The sequence below is a fragment of the Maribellus maritimus genome (genome assembly GCF_022267315.1).
Classification (GTDB): domain Bacteria; phylum Bacteroidota; class Bacteroidia; order Bacteroidales; family Prolixibacteraceae; genus Draconibacterium; species Draconibacterium maritimum.
The window spans coordinates 1-15,633 of the sequence record NZ_JAIKLE010000007.1 but is presented as its reverse complement, the minus strand read 5'-3'; the positions used below and the strand labels follow the sequence as shown (position 1 = coordinate 15,633).

Sequence of the window (15,633 nt, the reverse complement as noted above, 5' to 3'; positions counted from 1 at the left end):
GTTTGCAAGACGAAAAGAATGCCTTTTCTGGCAAAAATGAATGGCTGTGTTATTTTTATGGATTTGAGGAGCCGATAATAATTTTAATATCTAACAAATGGTTACAACATTAATATTTAAAACATGTGCCAGTTTTTCTATTTTATTACCGATATGGCCAGTTCCTATGGCGCAATGATGGGCCGGACCAGCTTTCGACCACTGTTCAATGAATTTTTTTGCTCCCACTGAAAATTTGTAGCGGCTGTTTGTGTTTCCGATTTTTAAGGTTGGCCCGGGAACAGATTGTCCTTCAGCAACCAACAGGAAAACCTCATCTTTGCCGTCCACAACCGATAACAAAGTCACCGGTCCGTGTTTTACTGTCATTTGAATGGAAAGCCCTTTCCCCGGTTTTCCATGATAAACGGGTAAGGGAACCAGCTTCACCTTTCCTTCGGCTATGGCAAAGTGGGCAGGTCCGTCGTGTCCAAGGTAAATTACATCGTCGTTGAAATCCATCAGATAGAATTCAGAAAAAGACCCGCCGGCTCCCAGTTCAGCCATTATTTTCATGGCATGGGCATTTTTTACTTCACATTCTCCTGCAACCGGAATGTTTCTTCCTGTTAATATTGTATTTCCTGCAATAATTGATGTTACAATATTTTCGTATTCGTTTCCCGATTCACCTTCATAGTAATACGCCAGCGAGTTGAGGCCATGCTTTTGTATCAAGTTGTCAAGTGCCACAGACGTGCGCGCTGCACGCTCCAGTTCAGATGCTTCACATTCCGGAGAAACATCAAAAGACTCCGAAAATTCATTCAGTTTATTTTTTAGTTGTTTTTGGTTGACATTGTCACGAAAGGATTTTAGTTCACACATTTCCAGCATTTCAAAATGTGTTCCAAAGGTAGCGCTCTGGCGGGTAAGGTCGGTATACACATCGAGCATCCCTCCGTAATAATGTCCCAGAATTCCCATCCGGTTTGTTCGTAGTGTTTTTGCTACACGTGCTGCTTCTGTCCAGGCAGCTATTTCCTCCCAGGCAGTCTCATCGGAGAGAAATCCGGAAACCATGTCATAACGAATTCCGGAGCGGTTAAAAACCCCGGCAATTTCGGGAACCGAACAAGCCTGGCAATGTTCCAGCCAGACACCGGTCATTTTACCCCGGTCATTCAGATTATTAAAACTTTGATAATCAAGTTGAGCAACCGGTTGCAGGTTTAAGAGAAGAAATGGCACTTTAAGCTGCTGTGCTATCGGTAATACAGTGGACGAAAGTGCATAGGTTGAAATGTACAAAAAAACCATTTCAACATCGGCAGATTTTAGCAGCAGCGCAGCTTCTCCGGCTTTTTTCGGATTATCAACCATTCCGGCGTCCACCACTTCTACACCCGATTCTTCTGTTTTTTGTTTGATTTGTTTTTGATACCTGGTCAGGTTATCCAGTAATCCATCAAACTGATTCCAGTAGGTGTCGAGACCAACACCAAACAAACCGATTTTTATTTTGTTTTTTTCTTTCATCTTATCATTCAAAAGTTAAACCTATTCTGAAAATAAGGGTTCCATAACCATCTGATATTTTCCTGAGCCCACACTAAGCGCAAGCCTTTCTTCTCTATTAAACTTGCTGATGATGCCATCCTTTGGTTTTTCCCCGTTTACTCTTACTGAATTTAATTCATTCGTTGGCAACAAAATGGTAGCTTTTGTATTGTGCGGAATTTCCACTTCCAATTTTAAACCCGTGGCGTTTTGCTCCCATTCTGAACGTATTAAACCATATGGCGATTCAAAACCGGCTTTTACAAAGGAAAGATCTTTTACCACCTGAGGTTGAATAACAATCTCTTTGTAAGCAGTTGAATGTTCAGACTGACCAATACCGCCCAATCCGGCATAAAACCACTCCATCACATGTCCCAGCATCAGATGGTTATTGGAAACGACCTCCAGGGCCTGCCACGATTCAGTTAGTGCAGTTGCACCTTTCTTTAGCTGAAATCCATAACCGGGAACATCATCACGGTTTATCATTTCATACATGAGCTGTGCAGCGCCTCCGCTTGTTAATGCTTCTACCAGGTAATGAAAGCCGACATCTCCTGCGGTAAGTGCTTTGTTCCCTGCCACGATAGAATCCACGAGATTGGCAAAAACCGCCTGCCGTTCACCTTCTTCAGGAATCCCTGCGCACAAAGGCATGGACATGGCAGTTTGACTTCCGGTGGAATAAACTTTGGTTTCAGGGATATAAAATTTTTGATTAAAAGCCGAACGTACTTCTTCAGCCCACTGATTCAAATTCTCCTTTTCCGGATTGCTCATTAATGCGGCCATTTCAGCCATTAATTTCACATCGTAATAATACGTTGCTGTTGCTGTCAATGCAACGGGTGTTAACTGAGAAACTCCCGGTCTTCTGGGGCCCAAATCAAACCAGTCGCCCAGTCCGTAATCGAGAATATGTCCTTCGGATTTAGTTTTCAGGTATTGGATGTAACGCATCATCATAGGCCAGGCATCCGCAATAATTTGTTTATCGTCGTACCATTTCCAAAGAAGATAAGGCAGAAAAACGGCTGCGCTTCCCCATTCCGGTGAGTCACGAAAGCCACCCTGAAATTCCACATATTCAGGAGCGATATCGGGCACCAATCCTTCCTCAGTTTGAGCATCCATCATATCAAAAACCAATTTGCGATAGAGATGGTAATTGTCATAGCGAAAATGAATCCCCTGTCCCATTAAATAGCTTTGCTCCAGCCAGCCCAGCTTTTCGCGATGTGGACAATCAGAAAGTACACTCTGGAAATTACTTCGGATGGCCCAGTCGATTAATGTATGGGTGCGGTTCAGTAAATCATTGCTGCATTCAAAAGTTCCGTTTTGAGGAGAAGAATTACGTGTGTGCAAGAAATTGAGTTTCTTAATTTCCGGAAGTTCCCTCGGATTGTCCTCTCCCGCAGGAACAGCTCCTGATACCTGCACATACCGAAATCCGTAATATGTAAATTTTGGTTTCCATGTTTCATCCCCAATTCCATTCAACTTATAGGAAAAATAGTAAGGTCGGCCCGAAGCTTGCTGATTGGCTGATTTATCAGAGTTTATGAGTTCGGAAGGCCACAGTTTTATTTCCTGTCCTGCGCCGCCTTTTACTTTTAGCTCAACAATTCCCGAGGCATTCTGCCCAAAATCATAAAGCCAGGCTGTATCTCCCAATGGTATTATTTTTTGAGGTTCAAACGTCTCCATTTCCATCAATGGATAATCATTTTCAGCCACTAATTTACCTTGCGGCTCCCGGGCAAGTAGTGCTGAGTCCCATTCCGAATCATCAAATCCCGGATTTTTCCATCCTGTTTGTTCCATTGCGGCATCGTAATCTTCTCCTCCGTAAATGCTGGTATACGTAATTGGCGACGGAATAACTTTCCAACTTTCATCCGTAACCACTATGTCAGAAGTGCCATCACTATAGGTCAAATGAAGGTAGCCGATCATTTTTGGAAATCCGTAGGCAATAACCAGCTTCCGGTACCTTTCCCGATTGATGTTGTAAAATCCGTTTCCCACTAATGCCCCCAGCACATTTTCTCCGGTTTTTAACTGAGAGGTGATATCGTAAGTATTGTACAGAATTGTTTTCTCATAATCCGTCCATCCGGGAGCCAAAAAAGCGTTGCCCACTTTTTCTCCGTTCACGGTTGCTTCATAGTGGCCGAGCCCGGAGATAAAAAGCGTGGCCGACTGCAGTTCTTTTTTTACTTCGAATGTTTTTCTGAACAGGGGAACAACAGGGCGTTTTACCGCCAAATTTCCCAATTGGTCGCCAAAACCGTGAATGCCTGGCACTAATCGTTTGGAAGAATCGATTTTTTCAAAGGCAATCCACTTGGCTCCCTGCCAATCTGTTTCTGAAAACAGTCCGGTTTGCCACCAGGCGGTTTTGCTCCAGGCAGATTCCAGCCCCAACCCATTCCAGATTTTTACCTTCCAATAGTAACGTTTCCCCGGCTCAAGCTCCTGTCCAAGGTAAGGTATATTTATAGATCGAGCAGATTCCATTTTCCCGGAATCCCAAACAACACCATTTTCCTTCTCCAGGTCGTTCAGATTTTCGGCCACCATAATACGGTAAGCTGATTGTACCAAATTATTGCCTGAAGACTCGAGTTGCCACCCCAGTAATGGAGCTTCTGAATCAACTCCCAAAGGCTGTTTTCTGAAATTACATGTCAGGTGGTCAACGTTTACTTCAGGATTCTGCGTGCAAGCTAAAACCGTTAAAACAATTGCTACAGCGGACACCAGAAAGCTATATTTTATTTTCATGTTTTTATTCCTTGGTTTCTACTTTGAACTGATAGATTCCGGAACCGATTTCAATATCCAGATGATTTTTGTTTTTTACTACATTATAAATGCCTGTTGTTCCTTCAATATATTGGTTATTCACCCATATTTTTGAGTCGCCTTCCCAAAGTACAGTTCCTGCATCCGGAGAAACAGGAAGAGATACAGTTGCGGTTGTATTTGCCGGTATTGTCACATTCTGGATAAAGTTGCCATTTTCTTTTTTCCATTCAGAAACAACAGCTCCTGCGACGGTTTCCACCGAGGCATTCGCAGCTTCCAGTTCATTGGGAATAAATGGTTTTACATAAATATTACGGTATCCGTTTGCAGTTTTACCTTCCATTGGCGACTGAATTCCAGCAAGAAATTTATAAAAATATTCCGTTACTGAACCAAACATCTGATGGTTGTGCGAGTTGTCTCCTTCCCACGATTCCAGCAGCGTAGTAGCTCCGTTATTTATCCAGTAGCCGAAACTGGGATAAGTAGTTTGTGTAGCTATTTTATAAGCAGTTTCGTTTTCTCCGTTTTCAACCAACACAGGCCACAAGTATTTTGTACCGATGATTCCTGTATTTAAATGGTTGCTCCTTGTTTTGATATCGTCGATTATCGTTTGGAAAACTTTTTCCCTGTAATCTTCCGGTACTACATCACCGGCCAAGGCCAGTAATTGGTAGGTTTGGTATGTTGAGTCAGTTCCGTACAGTCCAGTTTCTGTATTAAAGAATTTCCGGTTGAATTCCTTTTTTACTGTGTCGGACAATGCCTTGTAATATTCTTGATCTTTGGCGTGTCCCAGTTTACCTGCAATTTTTGAAAGTAGCAGACAATTTTGATAATAATAAAATGTGTTAACTACGGGATGATTTGGACAATCACTTTCTCCGGGAGCACACCATTCGCCAAGTGAGTACCAGTATCCGTCGAAATTATCGATAATGTATGGCTCCGAAGGGTTTTCATCTTTTGACCCCAGTTCCCTGAGGTAATTTACATACTTTTTCATGGTCGGATAATGCTCTTTTAGAATTTGTGTATCCTGGTAATAGTGATTCATCCACCAGGGGATGAGCACGTAAGCGCTTCCCCAGGCAACGCCGCCGCCCATTCCACCTACCAATACAGGTGAAGTATTTGGAATCCGGCCATTTTCTTCCTGCGAATCGCGCATATCGTTCAACCACTTGGTATAAAACGGTGCCATATGGAAATCGTGCATTGAAGTTTCTGCAATCACTTGACCATCCCCGTTATATGCTCCTTTTTCGCGATGCGGACAATCGGTCGGATAGCTTTGCATATTACTCATTTGCGCCCATACTCCGGCTTCGTAAATACGATTTAGTAAGGTATTGGAAGATTTAAAGGTGCCGTTTCTTTCGTTTGCCGAACGTACGACTCTTCCTTCTATATTCAGGTATTTGGGATTCCTTTGGTCGTTTACCGTCACTTCAATGTAACGAAAACCGGTGTAAAAAAAGCGAGGTTCATAGGTTTCTCTTTTATTACTTTTAATTGTGTAATCGGTCCATGTTTGAGCATGGTATCTTTCTTTTGTACTTAGCTTATCGCCTTCTTGCAGTGGTGTTGAGAAAAGTGAGTCATTCAGGGTTTCGGCTCCGCGAATACGGATGACTTGTCCGGGTTCTCCTTCAATTTCGAGGCGCCACCAGCCGGCTATATTTTGTCCCAAATCAAAAAGATAAACTCCAGGTTGCGGATTGGTTTGTTTTACCGCGGAGAGGGTTTGGGTGACTTTGATGGGCGGTGTCAATTGTGCTTTTAATTTTCCTCCCGGCCCTTGACTCAAAGCTACTGTTGCCCAGCCCGAATCATCAAAACCACTTGACGACCATCCGGGAAGTTCTTTTGTAGCATCATAATCTTCTCCACCGTAAAGATTGTTAAATGTTATGGGGCTGTCGGCTGTTTTCCAGGTCTCATCAGAGACGATAACCTCCTCGCTTCCGTCCTCATAGGAAATTACCAATTGCATAAAAAAAGCGGGGCTTCCGAGTGGATTTCCCCTTCCCCAACTGTACCTGCCCTCTGTTTTAAGCAAATTCCATGCGCCGTTCCCCAACATTGCTCCGGTTACATTCCCGCCTTCCTTCAGCAGCGTTGTAACATCGTAGGTAGAATACAAAACGGTTTCCCTGTAATCCGTTACTCCGGGATCCAATACATGGTCGCCTACCTTCTCACCGTTAAGGAAAAACTCGTAGAATCCTGCTGCAGTAACATGGGCAATAGCCTGTTTAATTTTTTTCTCAATCTGAAATCCTTTTCGCAGAAGGGGACTGGCATTCGTTATTTTTTCCTGAGTTGTTATCCACTTTGCCTGCCATTCATTCTCGTTGAAAATACCTGTTTGGAAGAATGCAGGTTCACTCCATATCGAAGTTTCATCATCGAGCCACACTTGTACACGCCAAAAATAGGTGGTGTTACTCTGTAGCTTACTCCCTTCATATTCAAGATTTACAGTTTCTTCTGAAGTGGTTTTTCCGGAGTCCCAAAACGTTCCGTTTCCGTTTTTTACTTCATCAATGCTCTCGCCTACCACAAGTTGATAAGCGACCTGATAAACGTCACGCTGAGATGACCAAAGTTGCCAGGAAAAACGTGGTTGTGCCACATCTACGCCCAGTGGATTGGAAAGATATTCAACACTCAGCTTTTTAATTTTGGTATTTTTATCCTGAGTTGAATTGCATGACTGTAATAATATGATGCTGATTCCAAAAACGAAGAGAGCAAGGAGTTTTAGATATTTTTTATAGCGTTTCATGTCAAATGATTTTATTTTCGTACGAAAGCGAATTCCGTTGGTTTATTCTTATTACTTATTTTTCAAGATTAAAGCAAATAACAATTTTTTTTCTGTCATCCCGTCCTGCACTTGCATGCATCCCGTTGTTTAATCGATTACAACAGTATAGCTTCCTTCGGTTAAGTCAAACTTTCCGGTTTGTAACCCTTTTACTTCAGCTGAGGAAAAATCGGAATCCTCCTCTTTCTGAATTGTAACACTCTTTCCACTCGTTGGCAGGTTAACAAAAGCTGTTGTACCATTGGGGATACGGAAATTGTAAATTGTTTTATCCGTTTCTTTTTTCCAGTTGGAAACAATTTTCCCGAAAGGTGATTGGTAGCTGCATTTTACTGAGTCCAGATTTTCCGGAACCGAAGGATGAAGTTTAAATTTCTTAAACCCGGGAAAATCTTTATCGGGTTCAATTCCGCCCAGCCAGCGATAAAACCATTCGGAAACCGTTCCAAACATCGGATGACAATTGGAATAGGTGTTGTCACTTTCTTTCCATGTTTCCCATATTGTGGTTGCGCCTTTGTCAATCATAAATCCCCAGCCGGGGTACTTTTTGCTGTTGACAATTTCGAAAACGTGATTTGGCGAGACATATTTGGAGAGCGCTTCCAGAATGTATTTTGTTCCAAAAATACCGGTAATAAAATGCCCTGCAGGCTCTTTTTTTATAGCAATAAGTAATGAATCAGCAGCCGCAATATTTTCTTCCTCTGATAAAACATCAAAATAAAGAAGACTGGCAAAAAGCGTTTGTTTATTGATTCCCTCTTCAACAGGAGTGTTCCAAAATCTTTCTTTGATACTCTTTTTTAATTTCTGCTCCAGTTCCTGATACATTTTCTCATCGGCTGAATTTCCGGTTAAGGCAGCAAAACGTTGCATAATCTGCGCACAAAACAAATAATGACAAGTGCCTGTCAATTCCACCGGAACCGGTTCCAGCGATTCGTGATCGGACAGCCCGCTGTCAACGATTCCATTTGGATGAATCCGGGCCACTTTTTCCATCCATTTTTTATCAAAATCATAGAGTTCCTTTACCAAATCCACATTGTTGTAGTAAAGTAAAAGGTAATATTGTGTTGTCAGAAATGCCGATTCCCAGCTGAGTCCGCAGTAATTTATACCCACGAACGGAGCTGTGTCGATAAAAACAGAATCGTTTATTGCATCTACCCAGTCGTAAATGGTTTTCCGATAGAATGAATTCATATCGAAATTGTAAATAAAAGTCTCGCTGGTGGCATTTAAATCTCCACCATATCCGAACTTTTCGCGCGCCGGGCAGTCGGATTGAACACTTTGCAAATTGGCAAGAAAAGTTCGCTCGCTGGCTTTCTGAATAGAATTAAGTAATTTATTTGAGCAGGAAAAACTGTTTTCTGCTGAAACGTTGGTGTTCATTGCCAAGCCTTCAATATCGCTTAGTTCAGGCTTCGATTTTAAACCGGAAATTTCGATATAACGATAGGTGTGAAACGTAAATTCGGGTTGAAACCAGGCTTTGGTTTTCTCGCCAATAACGTAAGTATCGGTTTGCCATGCCACATCGGGCGCTCCCGGACCACCCACTCCCGGTCGTTTAATTTGTCCGCAAACCGTTGTCTTCGGATTCAGACTTCCGTCGGGATAAATCCGTTCGCCAAAACGAAAAACAATCGAATCACCCGTATCACCGCTGATTCTCATCCGAAATGTTCCGGTAAAATTTACGCCCATGTCGGCAATACAAACTCCCGGCGACGATGAATAAATACTAGTTGGAGTTAATCGCTGTGTAATTTGAATCGGAGGGAAAAATGCTTTTTCAAGCTTGCCGCCAGGTTCTTCTTTTATAACCGCATCAAGCCATTCTGCATCATCAAATCCGGGAGAATTCCAGCCTTGTATTTCATTCCGGGCATCATAAACTTCGCCGATGTAAACATTATTCTTTTGAATAGGGCCATAGGCAAATTTCCAGGACTCATCAGTAACAAATTGATCTGTTTTTCCATCCTCATATTCAATAATCATTTTTGCAGTAAATACTGGTCTGCCAACAGGCAAAGTTTTCCTAAGGTTGCGGTTGCCCCACATGCGCAGAGGCAGCGGATTGTAAAAACCATTTCCAAGCGTTACTCCGAGGCAATTCTCTTTTTGAGCGAGAAGTTGCGTGACATCGTATTCCGAGTAATAAATGCGTTTGCTAAAATCAGTCCATGCCGGGTCGAGCCGGTTTTTCCCGACTCTTTTCCCGTTAATTGTCGCTTCGTAATAACCTGCTGCAGTAATCAATAAACGCGCAGATTTTATCGTTTTTTCAAGCTTGAATTCTTTTCTGAAAATTGGAGAAGGATCATTCTCATAAAACAATGAATCAAAGGCCGGTTGCGGTTTATTGTCGCCAATCCAACTCACTTTTTCATCCGACGACCAATCTTCCCTTTCTGTTGTTTTAGTGTTTTTCTGGCTGCATCCTAAAATCGAAACAGCAGAAATTACTGTTAAAAACAAACCGACTACAAAAATTGCTTTCTCCTTCATATTTTAATCTGTTAATTCTATTGCTTTTTCTCCGAATAAATTACGACTTCTCCCGCCAAACCGATGGGGATCTTTTGATATCTTCTGGTCCAGCGTTGTGCCGTTGGACTATCTTTCATACTCATTACATAATTGGCAAGCACTGTAGTATATTTTATTTCCAGCTGATTTTCACCTTTTTTTAACACGCCGTCCAATTGAAATACGGGCTTTCCGTACCAATTTAATCCAACACTTTCTCCATTCAGAAATACTTCGCTGATTCCTTTGTTTGTTTTTCCGAGTTCCAGAAAACCAGTAGTGTCGTTCGAATTGAAAGAAGTAGAATAAATAACTGTTCCGGCAAAGTCGTTTAGTTTTCTGTCGTCCGGGGTGTCGAACGTAAACAGCGTATTTAATTTCCGGGTAAAAGTTTCCCCGTTAACAGGTTCAAATGTTGCCTGCCAGGGACCTGTTATTGAGGCAACTTTTTGGGTTCCTTCTTCAACCGTTGGAGTTGGTTTTCCTTTGAGTTTGGGTTCGAACACCAGCAACAAGGATTGCAATGGTTTTAGTTCAATTGTTAATTCATTCTTCTCTTCATTGAAAGGGAACACCCTTCGTTCACCATTTTCAGGATTCCATATCCACGGAGTTTTGGAAGATGTTGGAAAAACAGTATTTAAAGTAACTGTTTTCGTCCGGTTGATATTGGTAAAAAACCAGATGTCTTTTTCTCCGGTTTTTTTATGAATCTGAAAAACATTTTTATCCGGCTGCTGAATGTTTACATCTTTTTGAATATTTGCCTTTTCCAGAAGTTCAATCGTCCAGGAAAGTAACTCCTCCTCTGTATTTGGGCTGGCAAACGAATAAAGTTGATCCGGAAATTTATCATTAATTTCAGTAAAAACAGCTTTTACAATTGAATCGTTTTGGGTTGCATTTTGAAAAGAAAGCGATCGGAAGGGCAGCCCATCGATGGCAACTAACTTTCCGCCACTTTTTACAAACTCGAGTAAAGCGGTTGCTGTTTCCGGTTCCAGCGATTCAATACTACTTAGAAAAATCGTTTCAAACGACATCGGGCCATACGAAAGTTTGCCGTCGTCGGTCTTTCCTTCCTGAATAATTTTCTGACTAATATAATCGCAGGAACCTCCCGTCTGACTCAACGATTCCCAGAGCCGGTAAACATACCAGGGGCGGGTATGAAAGGGATCGCGTGTTAAACCATTTTTTGCCCAGATATCAGCGGCCGGCGCGAGTATGGCGATATCTTTTACAGCTTGAGAATTCTGAAAAACAAAGGAAAGACGTGCGTTGTAATCTACCCATTTGGAGAAAAACGGCCACCATGTATTTTTTTCATTAAAATAGGCACCGTATCGAATCCAGCCCGGGAACCCAGCTTTTTGCGGCGAATAGTTGTAACCATGTAAAACCGAGTGGTTCATCCCGGTTATAAAGTTCATATCGTCGTGCTGTTTTATTTCTTCCAGCGAAGTTTTAAAAACACCACTCGTGTTGGTCATCGCTTCGTTGCTAATTATTTTCCGACCTTTGAGGTGTCCGCCTGAAGCAGCATACAAATTCCAAATCATATAACCGTGTTGCTGGTTCCAGTACCACGCATCGGCATCCATGTCCGTTGAATAAATCCAGTTGTTGCTTTCCGGAATATCAGCAATCATATTTCCCTCCATCATTCCCATCAAAAATGGCGTTCCGTAAGCCTGGTAGCGACAGAGTACACCTTCTTCCGTACAAAAATTTTGAAATTCCTGTGTGAAGTTTTCCAGAAAAACCTTTACCAACAATTTATTGTAATCGTACCTCACCCGTTTTAATTGTTCTGCAAAATCAGCATCATAATTTTCTTCCACATATCCTTTAAAAGGATCGTAAAAAACAAACGGCAGCCAGGGAGAAAGATCGTAGTGATAGTTTTCGAAAAAGATATCCTGAAAATTGTTCGTCCAGTTGGAACCGTCTAACTCAATGCTGTCGCAGAAGAGCGCCCGAATCAACTCGGATAGGGGAGTGCCGGTGTCTTTACTAATTTTTTCCAGCCTGCTTAAATAGGCGCGGGTAATTTTCTTTTCGTAGTGGTTCATAACCGGACCGGCTGCGCCCGGAGCGCCGTGCATTACTTCACGGGTACCACGTTGAAGGATACCGTAAACCATGTTAAATTTTCCGGAAGGAATCGTGACTTCCAGCCGATCGGTCTTCCAGTATTTATCATTAAAAAGGTCAATCTCTTCCGAAGTATCTTTTATGTCAACAGGGATCAGACGAATAAAAGCCATTTCATAACTTCGAACCTCCCCGTGACTTCGGGATAATGATTCTTCAGCTTTTTTGTACAAGTCCTCTAAAGTTTCGTTGAGTCGCTGCCCGCCGGAGCAGGGAATTGTATTTTTAATCATCCGCTGCATGGTTTCACTCTCCGACAGGAATTCTCCTCCAAAAGGCCAGCCTGACCCGACAATCAAATCAGCAATCATTCCGCGTTCTTTTGCCTGTTCTGCGGCAAATTTTAACATGTCATTCCATTCGGGACTAAGCCAGGTCATGGGTTTTACACCAATGTCCGTCGCTTCTTCGGGCATGGCAATCGGGTTGATTTCCACACCTCCTATACCGGCCTTTTTCAAAATATCGAGCTGCCGGATGATTTCATCCTTTTCCAAACAGTTCCCGTTCCACCACCACCGGACAAAGGGGCGTGCTTCAGCCGGTGGATTTACGAAACCTGCAAACAAGGTGTCGTCTTCCACTTGCGTTTTTTGTGTGCAACTGAAAATAAAAAGTAAAACAACAATGCCCGTTATTTTAAATGGATTTCTTAAACCTCTATTTTTTTTATTCATTGGCTTAGGTCTAAACGGTTGAAATAAACTCTAAAATTTTTATTTTGAATACGGATCGTAGTCTTCTTTAATTACTTTTTTCACAGCTTCCAAATAGCCAAATCCGTTTAACATATCGGGCAATAAATAACTTCCTTCTACCCATTCGTTCCATGCATTAACTGTAATTATTTTTGGTTGTTCGGGATGACTGTCTGCATATTTTTTTGCTTTGGATAACAGCGCTGCGAAACTTTCCGGCGTGTTGTGGTAGAGAACGACATCTTTGATTCCTTTTGCCGGAAAACGCGGTGTGTCGTCCCAACCAATTGAAACACAGGGAAACAAAGGAATGCCGAGAATAGCGTCCATTTGTTCCCTTATTTTTACGGCATTGTTCCCATACACCAGATAGTCTTCATTTAATCCCCCCATGTTATACATTGCCACGCTATTGAATCCCATTTCGTTTACTCTCTTTGAAAAATTTTCAGCGGCAGCTTCCGACATAATTGAACCTCCGCCCTGATTCCATTGAATATGCAAACCCGGAAAACCTGCTCTTTTAACTTCTTCTCTGAAATAATCCAGCGCTTTCCGGGCTTCTTCCAAACTTCCTCCGAAACCTTGCAGCAAGTTGTCGATGCTGAATATGGAGAACACAGGTTTACCGTCGATTTTAAAATAGTTGGGTTGTTTGAAATATTGATTGATAACGCGATCAACAATAATTTTGAAATTGTCCCAATCTACTGCTCCGTCCCACAGCAGTGAAGTGTCGTCTTTAAATTTGTGCACATTCCAGTAGTTGTGTTTTACATCGTGGTTGGCCCACATAATGTAAAATTGCATTTTCGAATTGTTCTTTGCTTTCAAAAATCCATCATTTAAGGCACTTTCCAGGAAGGGGCCTTCGTCAAACCAGTACCAGTCGTAAACAAAAATATTTACGCCATGATCAACTGCAAGGTCAATCCATTTTTCCACAACCTGCGGGTCATTGTCCATTTCGTAACCCCACAGTGGTAAGCGCGGTTGGTAATGCCCGTCAAAACGTGGATTGCCTTTTTTTATGACTTCCCATTCGCCTGAACCTTCAGGCCAAAGCATGTCGCCAAAACGCTCATCGTGGTGGCACGATGGCCAAACATAGGCAGCTACATAATAATCGCTTTTTTCAGCGTTTACCGGAGTTTCATCTTGTGTTGAAGTTTTTGGTGCGGGTGTACAGGAAATGATTATTCCGGCCAACAAAATGCCAGAAGCCATTTTGAAACGTTTCGTGAAATTCATGTTGTATTTGTTAAGTTGTTAGTTTATTGTTTTTTATATTCTATTTTAATCGTTTTTAAGTGTGTGAGATCCTTTCTATTGGTCAGCTTTTGCCTGAATAAGTACCGTTGTAAAACTGTCGGTTTTTATTCTAAGGTTCTCTAAAACAGATTGAAAAGTTACAGAATCTTTCAGGTTTGTAGTTTCTTTGGGGTCCTTTTCCAGATCGTATAATTCCTCGTGCGCTAAATCTTTTCTGTAACGGAAATACTTCCATTTTTTTGTCCGGATTCCTTCGCTGGGAGCAATAATATCCACATCCCACAAATGCTCGCAGATGAATGACTCTCTGTTTGCCAGGGGATTTTGGCCAGACAGAAAGTCGGTAAGACTTTCTCCTTCCCATTTTTCAGGAATTGACACTCCTGCAAGGTCAAGAATCGTAGCCGGAATATCAATGTTTAATGCCATTTCATCAATATCCTGGTGATGGTTGTTTCTGGGATCATAAATAATCATAGGCACGCGAAGGGAGTTGTCGTACATCAACCATTTTCCTGCCAATTGCCGTTCTCCTTCAAAATAACCGTTGTCGCCCATAAAAAGAATGACCGTATTGTCAGCGAGTCCCTTTTCTTCGAGCGTTTTTCTGATTTTCCCAATCTCAGCATCCACTCCGGAAATCATCCGATAGTAGCCTTTCATACTGTGCTGGTATTTTTCAGGTGTATCGTAACGCCAATGCCAGCGCGTGCGGTTTTCGCCTGTTTTTACATATTCAGGCTGTTCTTCAAAATATTTGTCTTCGCTTAAAGTAGGTGCCGGAATAGTTATATTCGCATACAACGAGTCGCCTGTTTCCTGCCAAAAATATTGATCTTTCGCAGCATCGTGGGCATGCGGTGCGCTAAAACTCAGTGAAAGACAAAACGGGCGATCTTGCGGCGCGCTATTTATAAAATCGATTGCGCGTTGCCCCGTGTAACGTGTTAAATGTAGGGTGTCGTTCCCAAGTGTTTTGTAGAAATACCCGCGGTAATCTTTAAATCTCCCGTTGCGGTCGTAGCTTTCAGAAACATCAAACAACGAAGCAATACTGTCGTATTGAACGCCAAATTTTCCATAAAAGCCGGTGTAATAACCTGCCTCCTTTATTAAAACAGGGTATGAATTTTTGATGTACGGATCTTTTATGTTTCCCTGGTGAAAAGTGTAACCGTGTGTGCGTTCATATAATCCAGTAAAAATACTTGCCCGGCTTGCGGCACAAATAGGTGTCGTAACAAAAGCATTTTTGAAGTAAATTCCGTTACTTGCCAGATTATCCATTTCCGGCGTTTGAACGATTTCATTTCCGGCGTAGCCAAGGGCATCCCATCTTTGATCATCGGTAAGGATGAAAATGATATTCGGAGGAACTTGTTTTTTTTCTGAGCATGATTGGAAAAATAAAAGAATTACGGCTAAAAAAATCAGATACTTTTTGTTCTTGTACATTTTTGTAGATGTTGGTTATAGGTCTATTGTACAAAGGTTGTAAAAAGAAAAGAATGGATGAAATATTATTTCATCCATTCTTTAATTATTTTATCAGATTTATTGATAATTCTATATTTTTTCAACCGGGGGTGCGTCATTCTAAAATAGGATGACAGACTTAACTATGATTTACTGATTATTCTCAATACTCCACTTTCTGTATTGCTCTTTTAGCTCTTTTACTTTTTCAGGAAATTGGTCAGCAACATTTTTTATTTCACCGGGATCGCTTTTTATATTTACCAGGAAAAGTGAGTCTTTGGGTAAAAAATT

Annotated in this window: 7 protein-coding genes; all 7 read right to left on the bottom strand. The window is 41.8% G+C overall.

Going from position 1 to position 15,633, the window contains the following annotated elements; all coding sequences use genetic code 11:
- Positions 1-90: 90 nt before the first annotated feature.
- A complete protein-coding gene (locus K5G00_RS08000; RefSeq protein ID WP_238765618.1) occupies positions 91-1,518 on the bottom strand; it encodes an L-fucose/L-arabinose isomerase family protein in 1,428 nt (475 codons plus the stop codon).
- 21 nt (positions 1,519-1,539) lie between these two features.
- Complete coding sequence (locus K5G00_RS07995) at positions 1,540-4,332, bottom strand: family 78 glycoside hydrolase catalytic domain (protein ID WP_238765617.1); 2,793 nt, start codon at positions 4,330-4,332, stop codon at positions 1,540-1,542.
- Positions 4,333-4,336: 4 nt separating this feature from the next.
- Positions 4,337-7,150, bottom strand: a complete 2,814-nt coding sequence (locus K5G00_RS07990; RefSeq protein WP_238765616.1) for a family 78 glycoside hydrolase catalytic domain — start codon at positions 7,148-7,150, stop codon at positions 4,337-4,339.
- 129 nt (positions 7,151-7,279) lie between these two features.
- Complete coding sequence (locus K5G00_RS07985) at positions 7,280-9,715, bottom strand: family 78 glycoside hydrolase catalytic domain (RefSeq protein ID WP_238765615.1); 2,436 nt, start codon at positions 9,713-9,715, stop codon at positions 7,280-7,282.
- A gap of 17 nt (positions 9,716-9,732) precedes the next feature.
- Positions 9,733-12,570, bottom strand: a complete 2,838-nt coding sequence (locus tag K5G00_RS07980) for a glycosyl hydrolase (protein ID WP_238765614.1) — start codon at positions 12,568-12,570, stop codon at positions 9,733-9,735.
- Between the two features lie 39 nt (positions 12,571-12,609).
- Positions 12,610-13,842 (bottom strand): glycosyltransferase WbsX family protein, encoded by a 1,233-nt coding sequence (locus tag K5G00_RS07975; protein WP_238765613.1) that lies wholly within the window; start codon positions 13,840-13,842, stop codon positions 12,610-12,612.
- 75 nt (positions 13,843-13,917) lie between these two features.
- Positions 13,918-15,318: a sulfatase family protein gene (locus K5G00_RS07970; RefSeq protein WP_238765612.1), complete on the bottom strand. Its 1,401-nt coding sequence runs from the start codon at positions 15,316-15,318 to the stop codon at positions 13,918-13,920.
- Positions 15,319-15,633 lie beyond the last annotated feature (315 nt).